Annotated in this window: 19 protein-coding genes and 1 pseudogene; 16 read left to right on the plus strand and 4 right to left on the minus strand. The window is 57.4% G+C overall.

Going from position 1 to position 18,406, the window contains the following annotated elements; all coding sequences use genetic code 11:
- The first annotated feature begins 15 nt into the window (after positions 1–15).
- The 9 genes from RTP54_RS28075 (at position 16) to RTP54_RS28115 (ending at position 6,851) form a co-directional block, all read left to right on the plus strand.
- Positions 16–993, plus strand: coding sequence for a YVTN family beta-propeller repeat protein (locus tag RTP54_RS28075; protein ID WP_312367122.1), 978 nt, complete (start codon positions 16–18; stop codon positions 991–993).
- 39 nt (positions 994–1,032) lie between these two features.
- Complete coding sequence (locus RTP54_RS28080) at positions 1,033–1,515, plus strand: hypothetical protein (protein ID WP_312367124.1); 483 nt, start codon at positions 1,033–1,035, stop codon at positions 1,513–1,515.
- A 41-nt stretch (positions 1,516–1,556) separates the two neighbouring features.
- A complete protein-coding gene (locus RTP54_RS28085; protein ID WP_312367126.1) occupies positions 1,557–2,345 on the plus strand; it encodes an ABC transporter ATP-binding protein in 789 nt (262 codons plus the stop codon).
- A gap of 8 nt (positions 2,346–2,353) precedes the next feature.
- On the plus strand, positions 2,354–3,214 hold the full coding sequence (locus RTP54_RS28090) for an ABC transporter permease (protein ID WP_312367170.1): 861 nt from the start codon (positions 2,354–2,356) through the stop codon (positions 3,212–3,214).
- Positions 3,211–3,840, plus strand: a complete 630-nt coding sequence (locus RTP54_RS28095; RefSeq protein WP_312367128.1) for a hypothetical protein — start codon at positions 3,211–3,213, stop codon at positions 3,838–3,840. Before RTP54_RS28090 ends, RTP54_RS28095 begins: the two co-directional genes overlap by 4 nt.
- A 161-nt stretch (positions 3,841–4,001) precedes the next feature.
- Positions 4,002–4,211: a hypothetical protein gene (locus RTP54_RS28100; protein ID WP_312367130.1), complete on the plus strand. Its 210-nt coding sequence runs from the start codon at positions 4,002–4,004 to the stop codon at positions 4,209–4,211.
- A gap of 114 nt (positions 4,212–4,325) precedes the next feature.
- A complete protein-coding gene (locus RTP54_RS28105) occupies positions 4,326–5,318 on the plus strand; it encodes an ABC transporter substrate-binding protein (protein ID WP_312367132.1) in 993 nt (330 codons plus the stop codon).
- A gap of 119 nt (positions 5,319–5,437) precedes the next feature.
- Complete coding sequence (locus RTP54_RS28110; RefSeq protein ID WP_312367134.1) at positions 5,438–6,142, plus strand: ABC transporter permease; 705 nt, start codon at positions 5,438–5,440, stop codon at positions 6,140–6,142.
- On the plus strand, positions 6,102–6,851 hold the full coding sequence (locus RTP54_RS28115) for an ABC transporter ATP-binding protein (RefSeq protein WP_312367135.1): 750 nt from the start codon (positions 6,102–6,104) through the stop codon (positions 6,849–6,851). The genes RTP54_RS28110 and RTP54_RS28115 overlap by 41 nt, the downstream gene beginning before the upstream one ends.
- 47 nt (positions 6,852–6,898) lie before the next feature.
- On the opposite strand, the gene RTP54_RS28120 is transcribed toward RTP54_RS28115, so the two are convergent.
- Entirely contained in the window at positions 6,899–7,243 is a 345-nt protein-coding gene (locus tag RTP54_RS28120; RefSeq protein WP_312367136.1) for a hypothetical protein, read from the minus strand.
- A 436-nt stretch (positions 7,244–7,679) separates the two neighbouring features.
- On the opposite strand from RTP54_RS28120, the gene RTP54_RS28125 reads away from it, so the two are divergent.
- From RTP54_RS28125 to gfa, 5 genes are all read left to right on the plus strand, one after another.
- Positions 7,680–9,584: a methanol/ethanol family PQQ-dependent dehydrogenase gene (locus RTP54_RS28125; protein ID WP_312367137.1), complete on the plus strand. Its 1,905-nt coding sequence runs from the start codon at positions 7,680–7,682 to the stop codon at positions 9,582–9,584.
- Positions 9,585–9,754: 170 nt separating this feature from the next.
- Positions 9,755–10,279 carry a c-type cytochrome, methanol metabolism-related gene (locus RTP54_RS28130; RefSeq protein WP_312367138.1) on the plus strand — a complete coding sequence of 175 codons (525 nt, stop codon included), beginning with the start codon at positions 9,755–9,757 and terminating at the stop codon, positions 10,277–10,279.
- 1 nt (position 10,280) lies between these two features.
- The gene (locus RTP54_RS28135; RefSeq protein WP_312367139.1) at positions 10,281–11,141 is read left to right on the plus strand and encodes a quinoprotein dehydrogenase-associated putative ABC transporter substrate-binding protein; all 861 of its coding nucleotides are present in this window, start codon (positions 10,281–10,283) and stop codon (positions 11,139–11,141) included.
- A 131-nt stretch (positions 11,142–11,272) separates the two neighbouring features.
- The gene (locus RTP54_RS28140) at positions 11,273–12,400 is read left to right on the plus strand and encodes an S-(hydroxymethyl)glutathione dehydrogenase/class III alcohol dehydrogenase (RefSeq protein WP_312367140.1); all 1,128 of its coding nucleotides are present in this window, start codon (positions 11,273–11,275) and stop codon (positions 12,398–12,400) included.
- 84 nt (positions 12,401–12,484) lie between these two features.
- The gene (gfa, locus tag RTP54_RS28145; RefSeq protein ID WP_312367142.1) at positions 12,485–13,060 is read left to right on the plus strand and encodes an S-(hydroxymethyl)glutathione synthase; all 576 of its coding nucleotides are present in this window, start codon (positions 12,485–12,487) and stop codon (positions 13,058–13,060) included.
- A 596-nt stretch (positions 13,061–13,656) separates the two neighbouring features.
- On the opposite strand, the gene RTP54_RS28150 is transcribed toward gfa, so the two are convergent.
- Positions 13,657–13,911, minus strand: a complete 255-nt coding sequence (locus RTP54_RS28150) for a GNAT family N-acetyltransferase (RefSeq protein ID WP_312367172.1) — start codon at positions 13,909–13,911, stop codon at positions 13,657–13,659.
- A 674-nt stretch (positions 13,912–14,585) separates the two neighbouring features.
- Between RTP54_RS28150 and RTP54_RS28155 the strand changes: the two genes are divergently transcribed.
- Positions 14,586–15,464, plus strand: a complete 879-nt coding sequence (locus RTP54_RS28155; RefSeq protein WP_312367143.1) for a phosphotransferase — start codon at positions 14,586–14,588, stop codon at positions 15,462–15,464.
- A gap of 245 nt (positions 15,465–15,709) precedes the next feature.
- Positions 15,710–16,006: pseudogene (locus RTP54_RS28160) on the plus strand (cysteine hydrolase); the annotation flags it as partial.
- A gap of 75 nt (positions 16,007–16,081) precedes the next feature.
- Here the strand turns inward: RTP54_RS28160 and RTP54_RS28165 are convergent.
- Both RTP54_RS28165 and RTP54_RS28170 read right to left on the minus strand, forming a co-directional pair.
- Entirely contained in the window at positions 16,082–17,104 is a 1,023-nt protein-coding gene (locus tag RTP54_RS28165) for a PAS domain S-box protein (RefSeq protein ID WP_312367144.1), read from the minus strand.
- A gap of 1,011 nt (positions 17,105–18,115) precedes the next feature.
- Positions 18,116–18,319, minus strand: coding sequence for a hypothetical protein (locus RTP54_RS28170; protein ID WP_312367146.1), 204 nt, complete (start codon positions 18,317–18,319; stop codon positions 18,116–18,118).
- Positions 18,320–18,406: the final 87 nt, after the last annotated feature.

The raw sequence follows: 18,406 nt of genomic DNA on the forward strand, positions 1-18,406 counted from the left end.
TAGGGAGAGAGCCAGATGTTGCGACGACTGACATTTCTTTCGGCCGGACTTGTCGTGGCTGCAAGTATCGGATCGCCAGCGTGCGCCTACATGGTCTATGTTTCCAACGAGAAGGACAACACGGTTTCCGTGGTCGATTCGACCACGAAAGAGGTGGTCCGCACGATCGATGTCGGTCAGCGGCCGCGCGGCATCACGATTTCGCACGACGGTAAGTTCATCTACCTGTGCGCAAGCGATGACGACACGATCGAGATCATCGATACCGACACGCACGAAATCGTTGGATCGCTGCCTTCAGGGCCGGACCCCGAGCTGTTCGTCCTCTCCCCTGATGGCAAGACGCTATATGTTGCCAATGAGGACGACAATCTGGTCACCGTCATCGACCTTGAGAGCAAACATGTGAAGGCTGAGGTGCCGGTTGGCGTCGAACCCGAAGGAATGGGCATCAGCCCAGACGGAAAGTCGATGGTCAACACTTCGGAAACGACCAACATGGCGCATTTCATCGATACCGAGACCAACGAGATAACGCACAATGTTCTCGTTGATTCCCGACCACGGTTTGCGGAGTTCAAGCGGGACAATTCGGAGGTCTGGGTCAGCGCCGAAATTGGCGGCACTGTCTCAGTTATCGACAATTCGAGCCGGGAGGTAAAGCATAAGATTACCTTCGAGATTCCAGGTCTGCGATCGGAAGCGATCCAGCCGGTCGGCGTGCGCATCACGGCCGACGGCGCGAAGGCTTATGTGGCGCTTGGTCCGGCCAATCGCGTGGCTGTGGTCAATGCCAAGACCTACGAGGTTGAGAAATATGTGCTCGTCGGCCAGCGGGTCTGGCAGCTGGCCTTCACGCCCGACCAGAAGATGATCATCAGCACCAACGGAGTTTCGAATGACATCACCTTCATCGACGTGACGACCGATGAAGCAATTCAGTCTGTAACCGTCGGGGCGCTGCCCTGGGGTGTCGTGGTGAGTCCGAACTGATGCGTCGAAAAAAATCTCGGACAAAAGAGGAGGATGACAATGCAGAGATATCAAAAGTTCGTGCTTTCCGCGTTTCTCGGACTAGCCCTGTCAGTGACGTCCAGCGCCGGGCAGGATGCAGATGACAATGACGAGCCAACACCGCAACCTCCCTCGGCCACCGAACAGGTGACGCGGGCGAGCAAGGATGTCCCCGAGCTGATCCTCGGATCGGCCGCCGACAGTTTCCGCGTCAATCAGAAGGATTTCGAGCTGATCGCCGGACAGGGCTATCGTTGGAAAATCACCTCGGCGGCGGGCTTGGAATATAAATTTGCAACAGACCTTTTCCGCAATGTCTGGATGAATCAGATCGTCATCAACGACCTCGAGGTTCACATGAACGGTGCGCCTGCGTGGCTCGAGTTCGACGCTGAGGGTACGATGCAGGTTCAGTTCACGACCATCCGGCCAGGTACCTACGTTTGGTCCGTTCCAGACCTGGCCGGCAAGGGCATGAAAGGAACGATTAACATCAAGTAGGTTTCGATGCGGACCACCTTGCTGTTTGCGCCGGAGGCTCCATGCAGAATGTGAAGTCGATTGATGGAGTGAGCCTGCCTGCGGCACTCGAGGTGTCGGGTCTGGGGCATCACTTTGGTCGCAGGCAGGTTTTGTCCGACATTTCCTTTTCCATCGCGCCTGGGATTTTTACTGTCCTGCTCGGCCTCAATGGGGCCGGGAAAACGACGCTGTTTTCGTTGATCAGCCATCTTTACGACACGCGTCAAGGAACGATCCGTGTCTTCGGACACGACATCAGTCGAGCTCCGGGGGAGGCGCTACGCCGTCTCGGCATTGTGTTTCAAGCGCGCACCCTGGATCTCGACCTCAGCGTCTACCAGAACCTCTCGTACCATGCCTCCTTGCATGGGATCGGCCATAAGCTAGCGCTGGAACGGATAAGCTCCTTGCTTGCGCAGGTAGATATGCGCGAACGTCTCACAGACAAGGCGCGCAGTCTTTCCGGTGGACAAATGCGGCGCATTGAAATTGTCAGGGCTCTTTTGCATCGACCGCCGCTGCTTTTGCTGGACGAGCCGACCGTAGGCCTAGACATCCAGTCGCGTGCCGAGATCGTAGCTACGATCCGCGCGCTTGTTGCGCGTGACGGCATCAGCGTTTTCTGGGCGACACACCTGATCGACGAGGTCGAGGATGGCGATAATGTGGTGGTGCTCGACAAGGGCAGGGTACTGGCGCAGGGTGGGGTCTCAGATGTCGTGCGTTCGGCCGGTTCGGACAACATTCGCCGTGCGTTCGCCTCCTTAACGGGTTTCACTCCCTCTTCGCCTGAAGGCGCTGGTCTATGACACAGCAGATGGTTCAAAGCGCAGTTCCAACTGATCTCCCGGCGGGAAGCGGTTTTACGTTTCGGCATTATCTCATCTGCTTACGGGGAATTCTTTCTCGAGAAGGATTGCGCTTTCTCAATCAGCGAGAGCGCTTCGTATCCTCGCTCGTCCGTCCGCTCCTCTGGCTCTTCGTGTTCGCCGCAGGTTTTCGTCAAGTCCTCGGCGTCTCAATCATCCCCCCATATAAGACCTACGTGCTGTACGAGGTCTATATAACCCCGGGACTATGCGGCATGATCCTCCTGTTCAGCGGCATGCAATCCTCGCTCTCGATGGTCTATGATCGGGAAATGGGAAACATGCGTACTCTCTTGGTCAGTCCCTTCCCACGCTGGTTCCTGCTCGTCTGCAAGCTGCTCGCCGGCGTGGCGGTATCGATCATGCAAGTCTATGTCTTTTTGCTCATTGCCTTGTTCTGGGGCGTAAAGCCGCCATGGAGCGGCTATCTGCTGATACTTCCCGCCTTGTTCCTCTCAGGGCTGATGCTGTGTTCGCTCGGAATGCTGCTGTCGTCGATGATTAGGCAGCTGGAGAATTTCGCGGGGATCATGAACTTCGTGATCTTTCCGATGTATTTTGCCTCTCCGGCGCTCTATCCGCTCTGGCGCATCCAGGAATCGAGCCCACTCCTTCACAAAATATGCCTTGCCAATCCATTCACCTACGCGGTGGAACTGATCCGCTTTGCCCTATACGGCCGGATTGACTGGGGATCATTGATGATCGTGACCGCATGCACCGTCCTGTTTCTAGGCGGTGCGATCTTCGCCTACAATCCATCAAACGGATTGCTCCAGCGCCGGCAGACGCCGGGAGGAGAAGCATGATGCGACGGCCGTGCATGATATTGGTTTGCGTGGCGGTCGCTTTAAACCTCGCTTTTCCGGCCTTCGCCGCGCAGGGCGACGATCCGGACTGGCCGTGCATCCAGCGCAAGGTACCGCAGCTTTCGCTCGGCCAGATATGGAATGGCGTGGAACTGCAGCCTGCCACTTCCGAGTGGATGAAGGATGCGATAGTTTCTGCATTGGTGGTCGAACTGTCGGCACGCCGCGTGCTGCTGACAGAGGCACAGCAAAAAATCAGGACCTATGCGCATGGCCTGCCGGAGAGCGAACGGGACCGCCATATGACGATGCTAGTTCGGGGGCTGTTCGATCATATGGACCGGGAGCGCTCTGAGGTTATTTCCGGCATTGCGCGCTACGCACATCGCCAAAGGGACATGGCTGCACGCCTACGGCAGGAGGCCTCCGCGGTCGATACCCTGCGGGCCAGACCAGATGCCGATCCTGACGAGCTGGCGCTACAGAACGATCGGCTGGTGTTTGAGACCCGCGTCTTCCAGGAGCGCGCCCAATCACTGAGCTTTGTCTGCGAGGTGCCTACACTGATCGAGCAACGTTTGTATGCTTTAACAAAGACAATCTCCCAGCTTCTGCAAGCCAGATGAGCCCGGAGCGACGGGATATTTGACGCCCGTTTGCTGCGCGAGTATTCTCGTCACCGATCTTCCCTTTCCGGGCACCTTGGGAAGGCAGCTGTTGGACCGGCATGCCAAGCACGCCGGCAAACATTGCTTATGGCGCGTTCGCGCCAGGGAAAGGTGCACTCTTGGACCTCATCGACCTCGTCCTGACCGTCTGCGTACTTGCCAATCCTGCCAATTGCAGAACCGAACACCTCTACTTTGAGAGCCGGGGCTCGCTCACCCAATGCATGATGCTGGCACCCGCGGAGATCGCCAAGTGGTCAGAGGGCCATCCGGCGCTGAAGGTCGTGCGATGGACGTGTCTCTTGCCGGATAAGGGACAGGAAATTTGACGTGGCTACGGTGCCACGCATCAATCACCCCGCTATATATTGATATAACGATATGATTTCATTGTATAATTCCGATTTTTCCAATAGCGAAACGTCTGTAGGGAGGTGGCATTCATGAACATATCGCGGCGCGCGTTGTGCCTGACGGTCTTGCTGGCGGCTGCAAATCCTCCTGGCATTTCTGCATGGGCAGCCCCATCCGCTCCCAAAATCCGAGTCGGAGTTTTGAAGTTCGGAACGGTGAACTGGGAGCTCGACACCATAAAGTACAATAAATTCGACGCGGCTTATGGCATTGACGCGGAGATCGTCTATTTCGCCGGGGAAGACGCAACTAACGTGGCGATGCTGGCAGGCGACCTCGACATTATCGTTTCCGACTGGTTGTGGGTGTCACGCCAGCGTTCTGAAGGAGAAGATCTCACCCTTGCGCCATACTCCACCGCGGTTGGCGCCATCATGGTCAAACAGGATGCGCCAATTCGCGAAATTCGCGACCTTATAGGCAAGAAAATCGGCGTAGCGGGCGGGCCGCTCGACAAGAGTTGGCTGTTAATCCAGGGCCTCGCCCAGCGTGACCATGGTGTTGATCTGACCAAGGAGAGCGAGATCGTCTTTGGCGCTCCACCACTGTTGTCAGAAAAGGCTGTTTCGGGTGAACTCGACGCGGTGCTGAATTTCTGGCATTTCTGCGCACGGTTGGAGGCAAATGGTTTTCGCCGCCTGATCGGCGCCGGGGAAGCAACCAAGGCGCTCGGGGCTTTGGGGCCAGTGTCGGCGCTGGGCTATGTACTCCACGACAAGTGGGCGAACAAACACCCGGATGTAGCAATGAGCTTCGTGCAGGCAAGTGCCGCGGCGAAGGCACTTCTGGCTCAATCGGACGCAGAATGGCGGCGCTTGGCGCCATTGGTGCGAGCAGAGGGCAGGGAGCTGGAAGTGCTGCGGGATCGCTATCGCGAAGGCATACCACGCCGACCTCTTGCGGAGGAGGAACGCGATGCCGCCAAACTTTACAAGATCCTTGCCGACCTTGGCGGAGAGAAGCTCGTCGGCGCGGCGCGGCAAATGGCTCCTGGAACATTCTGGGCTGCATTGAAGACATGACGGCGGGATTGGAACGAGAGAACCATGAAACCGCGAGCCGGCAGCCACACGCGGTCACTCGCGGAGTTCGCGCTGTGCTACCGTCGGCAGCCGCCTTAACGTCGCTTTGTGGACTATGCATGCTTTGGGGTCTGGCGGCGGGGACATGGCCGAGCCGCGCTTTTCCGCCACCGATCGACGTCTGGCGTGTGCTTGTCAACGAGGCAACCAACGGCGATCTTGGCTATCATCTGGCAATGACACTGTGCCGGGTCGCGGCCGCATATATTGTCGCCATGACCATCGGGTCAGTCATCGGCGTCATTCTCGGCCGGCACCGCCGGGCGGATACTTTCTTCAATCCCTGGCTTGTGCTTTTCCTCAACCTCCCCGCGCTCGTCGTTATCGTTCTCGCCTACATATGGTTTGGCCTGACAGAAGCGGCTGCGATCGGTGCCGTTGCGATCAACAAGATACCAAATGTCATCGTTACAATGCGCGAGGGTGCGCGGGCGCTCGATCCCCGTTACGCTGAGATGGCAACCGTTTATAGGTTGGGGCCGGTCGACTATGTTCGGCATATCCTGGTGCCGCAATTGCAGCCCTATTTCGCGGTCGCCTCGCGCTCCGGCATCGCGCTGATCTGGAAGATCGTGCTCGTGGTTGAGTTGCTCGGCCGCTCAAACGGTGTCGGCTTCCAGATCTATCTTTACTTCCAAATGTTCGATGTTGCTGCCATCCTTGCATACACACTGGCATTCGTGGCTATCATGTTGCTGATCGAACTCATTCTGGTGCAGCCCCTTGAACGACACGCAACCCGCTGGCGTCGCCGCTCCGCTTAAAGTCGATATCAACGAGAAAATGTTCCGATCGGCCGAGGGTGTCAGGATCGTTGCATTGCGCGGACTTTCCTTCGCGGTGCGGCAAGGTGAATTCGCCTGCCTGCTCGGCCCATCGGGGTGCGGCAAAACTACGACCTTGCGAATCCTGCTGGGTCTAGATCGGCAATTCTCGGGCAGCTATCAATTACCCGAGGGCGGCTCAAATCGTGTCGCTGCGGTTTTTCAGGAACCGGTGCTTCTTCCATGGCGAACGGTGGAGCAAAACGTTCGACTTGCCCTGCCTGCTCGCGTAAGAGACAAAGATCTGGATCCGCTGCTTGATATCCTGGGCCTCTTGCCCGTTCGGGCGCTCTATCCGTCGGAGCTTTCGCTCGGCCTTGCACGCCGTGCCGCGCTTGCACGCGCCTTCGCCACGGAACCTGCTATCCTTTTGCTGGACGAGCCTTTCACTTCGCTCGACGAGCCAACCGCCGACAGATTGCGCCGACTTTTGATGACGGTGTGGGCCGCCAGACCCACCACCGCCTTGATGGTGACCCATAATCTGAGAGAGGCCCTTCTGCTTGCCGATCGCATTATCGTGCTCTCACCACGCCCGGCGCAGGTTGTCGGTGTCTTCGATGTCGGTCTTTCGCGTCCTATGCGTAACGCGCCGGCGCTCGACACTCTCACATCGGATTTCCATAAGATGTTTCCAGATGCGCTGTGAACGTTATTCACTGAGCAGTCGTCTCCACTTTGGGGAGGTTTCAAAGATCAAAAGCACCGGACTTCAGCTTCAGCCTGCGCCCTGCCCAACTCGGCGATGGCGGATTTCGCCGGCGCGCTTTGTCGAAACAGAGCCCCTCTTTCGCCCGTCTGAAATCCGAGACTTCTGAACGTCTCCGCCGCCTCGTAGCGCTCGTAGGGTAGGACCGAGGTTATAACATCGATCGTACAGGAACATTTCTCGAGAGCAGTGCGTGTCTCGCCATTGGCCTTCATGCACCCATACACGTAATCAACGATAGCAACCGTCGGATAGCCTCCAGCTGCCGACGCATTCGCGGCTCCCGTTAGCACGATGAGCAATGCGATCACATCAAGGTTACCAAATTTCATAATGTAATCTCCGGTAGATTTCGGCATGCCGGACGACTCGCGCCTGTTGAGTCCGATTTTCTGTTGTATTATCATAGTAACTGTTTGATCTAAATTAAAGTAAGCGACGGAGAAATTAGCAACAAATTTGTTGCGGTGCAGCACTTTGTGTTGTTGCGTCGCACAAAATCTAGACGTTTAAACTTGCAATAGTAGGACTTATCGCCTATTGTTTCTTGAGTTTCGGCTTCAAAACTGGTCTCTCGGGAGCGTGAAGTTTGATTGGTCAAGAGGATGGGCAAAAAACGGTGCCCTATGCCCATCCAAATGAACCCTTGAGACGCTGAAGCAAGCAGATATCCCACGACTAACACGACACAGCTTGGGCTGATCATTATGGTCTCCGGGGAGCGTAACGATGTACCTCGGGTCCATGTCGACATCGGGAGGAATCCGCATGCGCATTCTTGGAAAATTCCTGTACCTACCGCTCACTGCGGCAGGAGTTCTGACAGCAGGTTTCGTCGGCAATGCGTTGGCCAACGAAGAACTGACAACCCTTTCGGCCGACGCAAAGAACTGGGCGATGCCCACTGGCGACTACGCCAACCATCGTTTTTCCAAACTCAATCAGATCACCAAGGATAACGTGAAGGATCTGCAGGTTAAATGGACCTTCTCGACGGGTGTCCTGCGTGGCCATGAGGGTGGACCTCTGGTCATCGGCGACGTCATGTACGTCCATACGCCATTTCCCAACAACGTCTATGCTCTTGATCTCAACAACGACGGCAAAATCCTATGGAAATACGAGCCAAAGCAGGATCCGACCGTTATTGGCATCATGTGCTGTGACACTGTTAATCGCGGCGTCGCCTATGGCGATGGCAAGATCATCTTGAACCAGGCAGACACGACTGTCGTTGCCCTCGACGCCAAGACGGGCAAGGTCATCTGGTCTGTGAAGAACGGTGAACAGATCGATGGCAGCAAGGCCGAGTCCAGCACTGGCGCCCCCATGGTCGTCAAGGACAAGGTGCTGATTGGTATATCGGGTGCGGAATTCGGTGTGCGCGGCTGGATGGCGGCGTACAACTTGAAAGACGGGAAACTTGCCTGGAAGGCCTATTCGACCGGCCCCGACGCCGAAATGCTGATTGACCCCGAAAAGACCACCCATCTTGGCAAACCCGTTGGAACTGACTCCGGTATAAAGACCTGGGAAGGTGAGGAGTGGAAGACCGGCGGCGGCACGACATGGGGCTGGTACTCCTATGATCCGAAGCTCAACCTGATCTATTATGGCACTGCAAATCCTGGCAGTTGGAACCCTGTGCAACGACCGGGTGATAATCGCTGGTCCATGACCCTGATGGCGCGCGACGTCGATACCGGCATGGCCAAGTGGCTCTATCAAATGACCCCGCATGACGAGTGGGACTATGATGGTGTCAACGAAAATATTCTCGTCGACGGCATGCAAATCAGCGGCAAGCCCCGTGACGTGCTCGTGCATTTCGACCGCAACGGCTTTGCCTATACCCTCGACCGGGCGACAGGGGAGCTTCTTGTTGCTAAGAAATACGATCCGACAGTCAACTGGGCGACGGAAGTCGTCATGGATCCGGCGAGCGAACAATACGGCCGCCCCCAGGTCGTGGCAAAATACTCCACCGAAAAGAACGGCGAGGACACGAACTCGACGGGAATATGTCCAGCGGCACTCGGTACCAAGGATCAGCAGCCGGCAGCCTATTCACCAAAAACCGGCTTGTTTTATGTGCCGACGAACCACGTATGCATGGATTATGAACCCTACAAGGTCAGCTACACGGCCGGTCAAGCGTATGTCGGCGCTACTGTTTCCATGTACGCGACACCGGGCAGCCATGGCGGCATGGGGAACTTCATTGCCTGGGATGCTGCCAAGGGTGAGATCGTCTGGTCGAAGCCCGAGAGGTTTTCCGTTTGGTCCGGTGCTCTTGCAACGGATGGCGATGTAATCTTTTATGGAACCCTGGAAGGCTACATCGTGGCAGTGAATACGGAGGGCAAGGAGCTCTACCGGTTCAAGACGCCATCCGGCATCATTGGAAACATCAATACCTACGAACATGGCGGCAAGCAGTATATCGCCGTTTTGTCCGGTGTTGGCGGGTGGGCCGGGATTGGCCTGGCTGGCGGGCTGCTTTCTCCTGAAAACGCCACGGCATGGCATGGTGCGGTCGATCAGGGCCGCCAGCAGGGTGATGAAGCCCAGGTTGTCGGCACTGCCGGACTGGGTGCAGTCGGTGGATATGCCGGTCTTGCGGAGTACACGACGCTCGGCGGGCAGCTGACGGTCTTCGGACTTCCGGAATGATGATCCATTAAAACACGGCAGGGCTGCGTCACTTCGCAGCCCTACGGCCGCCGACTATCGCCGCGTGACACATTGTTATCCGGTCGCAATCCACATCCTTCGTTCGTGCAAATCCCGATCTTCCCGCTGGAGTTTCGCCTCCGGTTTTTCCAAAGTATGGGGTTCGTTTGATGGCTCTTCGTAGTTTCGTTCTGGCGCTTTGCTCGTCGTTCCCGCTCCTTATCGCCAGCAATACCCCAGCTGCAGACGACCAGCAAAAAGCTGTGGCTGTCAAAGAAGAAGACGGGAAGTTCTTTGACGCGGACGGAAACCCAACGTTCAAGTTTCAAGACGACGGGACGGTCGACTGGTACACGTTCAGTGGCTACCGCCGCTATCACTCCGACTGTCATGTCTGTCACGGCCCCGACGGTGTAGGCTCGAGCTATGCCCCAGCCTTGGCCACGTCGTTGAAGAACCTCGATTATCCGAATTTCCTTGCCATCGTTGCGGAAGGCCGAAAGAGCGTTGTCGGCGGCAAAGAGGTCGTTATGCCTGCCTTCGGCAACAATAAGAATGTCTATTGCTACCTCGACGACATCTACGTCTATCTGCGCGCTCGTGCCGTCGGCGCTGCTCCGCGCGGGCGTCCGCCCAAGAAGGCGAACAAACCTGAAGGGGCCAAAGCCTACGAAACATCCTGCATGGGGGGATGACATGGCACGAAGCGCCCATCGGATCGGAAGGAAGATATTCATCGTCCTGGCGACGGCTGCGTTCCCCTTGCAGGCTTATTCCCAGACTGCCGGGCTCGGAGCTGCTGGGGAGCTGGTTGATCCCGATAGGCTACGGGTCTGCGCCGATCCATCCAACATGCCGTTCTCAGACCAGAGCGGCGAAGGCTTCGAGGATAAGCTCGCCGCGATGGTCGCAACAGCGACAGGAAGGAGCGGCGCGGCCTACACTTGGTATCCCTCCATTACAGGCTTCGTGCGCAATACGCTCGGCGCCAACCGCTGCGACATCATCATGGGATATGCGCAAGGTGACGAGCTTGTCCAGAACACGAACGCCTATTATCGCTCTTCCTACGTGCTGATCTATAAGAAGAATGGCGATCTCGCCGGCGTGAAAAGGCTCACTGATCCGAAGCTTGCCGACAAGAGGATTGGCGTCGTCCAGGGAACGCCACCGACCGCCAACATGGCGATTGCAAAACTGATGCGGAAGGCGAAAATCTATCCGCTCATGGTCGACACGCGGATAATGCCGTCGATGGCGGAGTTGATGATCCGGGACATGCTTGCAGGTGTAATCGACGCCGTCGCGGTCTGGGGTCCGATGGCGGGTTATTATGTCCGCAAGTCCGGGGCCGATCTGGAGGTCGTGCCCTTGATCAATGAGGCCGGCGGTCAACGCATGATCTATAGGATTACAATGGGTGTGCGGCCGTCCGACCAGCAGTGGAAACGGACGCTCAACGCCTTCATCAAGGACAACCAGGCGGAAATCAACAAACTGCTTTTGTCTTATGATGTGCCGCTGCTCGATGAACACGACGAGAGGATCACTCAGTGACAGTGGCGCTAGACATCGGATATCGGGCGGTCAGCCGCCTCCGACGAGCGCCGTGGTTGGAAAGAGGACTTCGTCACGCCGCGGGCTGAACGGGCCCACGACGATTTTGAGCTTCGAGGAAGGATGGAGATATGGATGTACGCGCCGCCGTCGCCGTTCAGGCAGGCAAGCCGCTGGAAGTGATGACCGTTCAGCTCGAAGGCCCACGGTCCGGCGAAGTTCTGATCGAGGTCAAGGCGACAGGCATCTGCCACACTGACGATTTCACGCTGTCGGGCGCCGATCCCGAAGGCCTGTTCCCGGCGATCCTCGGCCACGAGGGTGCCGGCGTCGTCGTCGACGTCGGCCCGGGCGTCACCTCGGTCAAGAAGGGCGATCACGTCATTCCGCTCTACACGCCGGAATGCCGCTCCTGCCCTTCGTGCCTGTCGCGCAAGACCAATCTTTGCACCGCGATCCGCTCCACCCAGGGCCAGGGCCTGATGCCTGATGGCACCTCGCGCTTCTCGATCGGCAAGGACAAGATCCATCACTACATGGGCTGCTCGACCTTCGCCAACTACACCGTGCTGCCGGAGATCGCCGTCGCCAAGGTCAATCCCGACGCGCCGTTCGACAAGATCTGCTACATCGGCTGTGGCGTGACCACCGGCATCGGCGCCGTCATCAACACGGCCAAGGTGGAGATGGGCGCGACCGCGATCGTCTTCGGTCTCGGCGGCATCGGCCTCAACGTCATCCAGGGCCTGCGCCTTGCCGGCGCCGACATGATCATCGGCGTCGACCTCAACAATGACAAGAAGGCCTGGGGCGAGCGCTTCGGCATGACCCACTTCGTCAACCCCAAGGAAGTCGGCGAGGATATCGTGCCCTACCTCGTCAACATGACGAAGCGTGGTGCCGACCAGATCGGCGGCGCCGACTACACCTTCGACTGCACGGGCAATACCAAGGTGATGCGCCAGGCGCTCGAAGCTTCGCACCGCGGCTGGGGCAAGTCTGTCGTCATCGGCGTTGCCGGCGCCGGCCAGGAGATCTCCACCCGTCCGTTCCAGCTGGTCACCGGCCGCAGCTGGATGGGCACTGCCTTTGGCGGCGCGCGTGGCCGCACCGACGTGCCGAAGATTGTCGACTGGTACATGGAGGGCAAGATCGAGATCGATCCGATGATCACCCACACCTTGGCCCTCGAAGACATCAACAAGGGTTTTGAACTGATGCATTCGGGCGAAAGCATCCGCTCGGTCGTTCTATACTAAGCGTACCCGCCCGGGGCGTTTGAATCAGGCCGAAGTGCCAAGTCCCTCAGGGACCTGGCATCAACACAACAGGGAGGACATGCAATGGACAGTTCAGTTCGCATTCATCCAGCGGTCGATAATGGCATCAAGCCGGCCAGCGCGGACTTTGCTGGAGGCACGCTCGTTTGTGACTGCACGGACCGGCCGGTCAAGGTAAGGATCGAGGGACAAATTGCTCACAACCATGCTTGTGGCTGCACCAAGTGCTGGAAACCCAGCGGCGTCAATTTCTCCATTGTTGCGGTTGTCCCACACGACAAGGTGACCGTACTCGAGAACGGTGACAAACTGAAAGTCGTTGACCAGTCCGCGCTGATCCAGCGGCATGCCTGTCAGGCATGTGGTGTGCACATGTATGGTCCCGTGGTGCGAGAACATGCCTTCCAAGGGTTAGACTTCATTCACCCTGAGCGCTTTAAGGAAGCGGGTTGGGCGCCGCCCGGCTTTGCAGCATTCGTCTCCTCGATCATCGAATCGGGCGTTGATCCCAGCAACATGGATGGCATCCGGGCCCGCTTGAGGGAGCTTGGGCTGGAGCCCTATGACAGCTTGTCCCCAGCCCTGATGGACTTTGTTGCCACCTGGGTTGCGAAGAAGTCGGGCGCGCTTCCTGCCTAATCGTAGGCGGAGCCCGCCTTCCAGGCGGCCGTCAAATTGGGAAGAACGACCGCCTGGTTACTATCAATGACGATGACGCCGGCGGCTTCGAACGCAGAGCAAGGGGACGCGCGCCTTCGGACCTCAGTGCCGAGGACATAGCGAAGGCCTTCGCTAATGTACTCGATCATCCCGTAGAAACTGCTTTTGTTCCGCAAGACCAGCGTGCGGCTGTCTTGCACAGCGATGGAGTGGATTCAGAGATCGGGGCCGCACTCCTTGAAATGTATGATGGCATTGCCAGGGGTAAATTCCAACGGGAGGATGGAACGGAGTGGCGTCGCGGGACAGTCTCCTTTGTTGAGGCTATAGCGCGCATTCTGAAGGCCGCTGACACTTCGCCCGTAGTCGGTACGATCTGATTAGTTTGGTTTCGGCGGGCGGTTTCCGTTAGCACCAAGGGTGATCCGAATGAGACGTCAGAGTCGGGTGGCACGGTCGTACCAATTTTCGCTTGGAACAGACCAGCATCCTTCAGTGTCCCAACCCTCGTGCGCGGCGGGCCATCTGGCGATGTCTGGCCATCGCCGAATGCTCAGAGCGCGCGGCCACATCGTCTAAGAGATTCTTAAGCTAGCGCCCCGGAGGTGAAGGCCTAGTCGCTCCGCAACACGCTGCGATGAGATGTTGTCTCGGTCGGTGCTGTAGAAAAGAGTACGCGAACGGAGCGTGGGGAGGCGCGTCCAACCAGCTGTCGCAGCGGCGGCAAACCCTTGTCCTCTAAACGCCTTCGTTGTTACGAGCCCGAGTTCAGCGCCGTTATCCGCAAGCCGCGCCGCAAATGCGAGGGAGGCGACTTCGCCCTCTACCATAGCTGCGCACCAAGGTGCCCAGAAGTCGGCTACTTCGCGGAAGCCAAGTTCAAACAGGTTGTCGGGCACTCCGACCGACCGCCAGCTGCGCACGAGATCCTGCCCCTCGCTCGATTCGCTGCTGATGAGCCGAGCCGTGCTAATATACGGATGCGCGTGCGGTAACTCGTAAATCAGACCGAGATCATGGGCTGCCGTCGCTTTATCGCTGCAAAACAACGACAGATAGCGCGCAAGATGCTGTGGTGTCGCCGAGTGGGTAAGGGGCGGCTCGGTAGCCGCAAGATCGTTCACCGTTGCCACCAGGTCATGGGATAGATCGTCGCGAAGCCCAAACAGGTTGTGCTCTGGAGAACCGGCTAGCCAAAATCGCGGCCCCGGCGAGCAATCCGGATCATTCTCGCCCACTATTCGCCCGTCCGGACTTAGCCGATAGAGCGTTTGATATTGGGTTTGTAACCAATGATGGTCAGAATTATGAGGCAATATTCGATGGTCTCCACTGTCACCGGAGGATAGCTTTATTCATATGATGGGAAGCCGTATGCAGTTTTTTATATCGTTTTCTTAGTTCCAAGAAGCTTTAGAGGCGCTGAGCGAAGATATCCGACCTCTGCTGGCTAACAATTTTACCCGGTGTCGCCGAGCGGTGTTGAGCACAGAGGGAGTCCATCTTGCACAGCCTTGAAGTTCAACGTGCAGTGACCGCGGTCAAATTGACTGCCAGGTCCCTCGGTCTGGTCGTCGAGGAAGCATTAATTCTGCAGAATTCAAACAAGCTAGCCTTGCGGCTGCTGCCGTGTGACACGTTTGCGCGAGTGGCGCCGTTGATGGACAAGGCGGCGCAGTTCGAGATCGAGCTTGCCCGGAAACTCGGCGACGTCGGCAGTCCCGCGGCAGTTCTCGAGCCTCGCGTTCCACATCGCGTTTTCGAGCGTGATGGGTTCGCAATCACGTTTTGGACCTATTGTGAGTCGATGGCATCAGAAGTCGAGCCAGCCGATTATGCTTTTGCGCTCTCGCGTCTTCACACCGACATGCGGACGATCGAGGTAAAGACGCCGCACTTCACAGATCGTGTTGTGGAAGCTGAGCAACTCATTGAAAATCGAGAGCAGACGCCTGGACTCACCGAATTCGATCGGGCGTTTCTCGACGAGATGTTGAAAAGTCTCAAAACATCGATTTTTGAACGCTGCGTATCGGAGCAGGTGCTTCACGGCGAGCCTCATCCGGGTAACGTGCTCAGCACGAAGTGCGGGCCTCTGTTCATCGATCTCGAGACGTGTTGCCGTGGGCCGATTGAGTTCGATCTCGCGCACGTGCCTGAGGCGGTTTCGGAACATTATCCGGCCGTTGATGAGGCGCTGCTGAGCGAGTGCCGCGCCCTCGTTCTTGCAATGGTCGCGGCATGGCGTTGGGACGCGGGTGACCAGTTCCCAAATGGTCGACTATGGGCGGAGCTCCTCATCTACACTCTGCGCAAAGGCGCGCCATGGCCGTCGCTCCAGGTTTTGGCTCGGGAACTCGAGAGCATAACTAAAGCGATCTAGATCGAAATCCCTTCGTTGTTGACACAGCGCGTAGCCTCGGATTGCGGCCCAAGTGGTTTGGTTGGAACTGCCGCCGGAAATGCCGGCAGTGCGCTCACCCGCAGCCACCTACGGTTCGGCATAGCCTTTATACTAGTGCCGGATATGCCAGGCTTCAGCCGCTATTTGGCCTGTGGCAAAGCCGGCATCTGGGAACTTGTCCGGGGGCTTGCGGGTTCGGTCAATCTTGATGGAGGCAACCGGACATGAAAGCAGGCGGAAAGTGGCGGCATATTTGCGTGGATGCCCAGCGGATGTTTTTGGAGCAGACGCCCTGGCACGTGCCTTGGATGACAAAAATACTACCGCAGCTTGCCGAAGTGTCGGACCGCCACGCATGCCAGACAATCTTCACCAGATTTATGCCACCTCAGCATCCCGCTGACGCTTCAGGAAGTTGGAGGGATTACTATCAAAAATGGTGGATGATGACCGGCGAACACCTGCCCCACGAATTGCTCGAGCTGGCGCCCTTGCTTCAGCACCATGTGCCGCCGGCCCGCGTGTTGCGAACCTGTTTCAAAGATGAGAGGCTGGTAGCGCGCTCCTTTGCCTGAAATCGACTTTTTTGGCCGTGCCTACGTGATTGCGTCGCGGGGAATAGAAAGGCGGATCGCCAGTCCGCCCTGCGTCCACGTGCGCTCGATTTGGGCGTTGAGACCATGTGATATCCTGTCTTCCAGAACCTGCCCAAAGCCGGAAAACGGCGTTTCAGCTGGATCACTCGCCAGTGGCCCATTCGTCTCAAGCCAAACCAGCTCGATCGCGTCAGGTGAGAGAGCTGTGGTTATGTCGATGGTCCCGCCTTCAACTGAAAGCGCCCCGTATTTGGTCGCGTTCGTAGAGAATTCATGAAGCATGAGCGCCAAATCGGTAATCTTCTCGCGCCTTATCCCGACGTCTTCGCCAGCGATCCTCCATAACCTGATGCCTTGGCGACTGTAGGGCTCCAGAATACGGGAAAGGAGCTGAAACAGTGTCGTATCCTGATCCTCGGCAGATTGGACCAGGCTTGGCAAGGTCATTTCGTGAGCGCGCGAGAGCGCCATCAGCCGATCCTTCATGTCGGCGGCGAGTTCGCCGGGCGTTGCCGCACTACGCGCTGCTAGTGTGATAAGGCTACCGGTGACGGCAAACAGGTTTTTCACCCGGTGGTGCATTTCCCGAAGTAGCAACTCGCGATGTTCAGCAATACGCCTTCGCTCAGAAATGTCCCGGGCCACCTTGGAAGCGCCGATAATTTCGCCGCGGTTGTTCCTTATCGGTGAGATGGTCAATGAGATGTCGATCAAGGCTCCGTCTTTGCGGCGCCTCACCGTCTCAAAGTGATCGACACGTTCACCCGCTTGAATACGCGCGAGGATCGCTGGTTCCTCTTCCAGACGGTCCGAAGGAATGACGATTGTGATGGGCTTGCCGACCGCTTCCTCGGCCCTGTAGCCGAAAATTCTCTCGGCGCTCTGGTTCCACGTCGTAATCACGCCGCACAAGCTTTTGCTGACTATGGCATCATCGGAAGATTCAACAATGGCTGCGAGGAAGGCTGCGGCGTCATCGGTGGTCTGGGCATCAACCTTTGTCGCACGATCATCCAGCGGCATAATCTTCACCTCAAATTTGTCAGAGAAACGCGATAAGCAAGCCCCAGCACCCCTACATAAACCATTGTTGTTCCGACCAAAATAGCTCGTTAGTCGCGGGCAGCGTTTTGCGGGCTTTCTCACTGAGGGCTTATCACAAACGCTCGTTGGCTCGGGTGAACATGCACCGATCAGACCTCGAGGCGGCCGGCATAATCGAGCCGCGGCAGCGGGGCGACAAGGCATGGTCGAACTTCGGACGGGATATGGACACCTTTATTTTGAAGTTGCCCGAATCACGCCGCGCGGCGCTGGCCGCGGTGATCAGATCGAAAGCCGGCGTCAGCGCTGAGTTTTCACATTAGAGCAAATTGTTTTCCGCCAGCATGGGCTTGCCCGGTCCGGACAGCCCGAGATCAGTGAATATCTGAGCGTAGGTCGCGGCGTCCTTCGCGGTGCCTCGAGCTTGCTCGCCTGCAAAACCAGCGTCCGCACTCCGTCAGCGCCAACTCGTCCGTGTTCCCGAACCTGAACTCATCCATGAGGAATTTCGCGAGGCGGCCGGCTCGGACGTCCTGGCGCGGGATTCTCGCTTCGAAGCAAATGCGATCGAATATCCTTTGAAGGGTATCGATCTGTTCGGGTGCAAATTCAAAACCTGACTGGTCAAAGTGAATAGCCATAAAGACCTCCCTCCTTGAGCTACCGCCTTCACCGAAGGGAAAAAGATAGCGAGTCTTCCACTCGGCTCCAAGTGCGCAAAAGTAGAGAGATCTTAATGATAGTTCTGCTGGTGGTGGTGGCAGCGCATACCGTGTGGGGGCCGGTGTGTTGACAGCGGTCTATCGGAGACTGCCTGCAGTCCGTAAGGTTCCCGAAAAACGCGCAGCGATGGCGCGGGGCGTGAGCTTCGCCGAAGCTATCCGACCCACACTAGCGGCTCGATAACCTTGCCCGCGGCCTTCCATCCGCAACCTCGACCCGGAAGGCCGCTTTTTTTGTGAGGTTCGCTCCGACGAGTTGGGCGGAAAGTTACAGGTAGTCTGCCATCTGTCTCAACGCGTCGCGGTCATGGATCCCGCTCTGAAACATCCCCAGCAACCGGGCAGCTAGGAGCTCTGCCTCTTCCCTTGAGCGGTCCAAGCCACGGGCCTGGAGCAATTCGTCGAAGACCGAATCAATCAATTCAATTTGATCGGGGAGAACGGCACCCCGGTGATGGTCACCAATACGCATCTCGCCCTCCTTACGGGCTAAGGCGCGGTGAACCTGCAGTCGCCAAAGCCCTCACAACAAGCTAGCGATAAGAAATTATATGGAGAG

Source organism: Ensifer sp. (assembly GCF_031989085.1).
Classification (GTDB): domain Bacteria; phylum Pseudomonadota; class Alphaproteobacteria; order Rhizobiales; family Rhizobiaceae; genus Ensifer.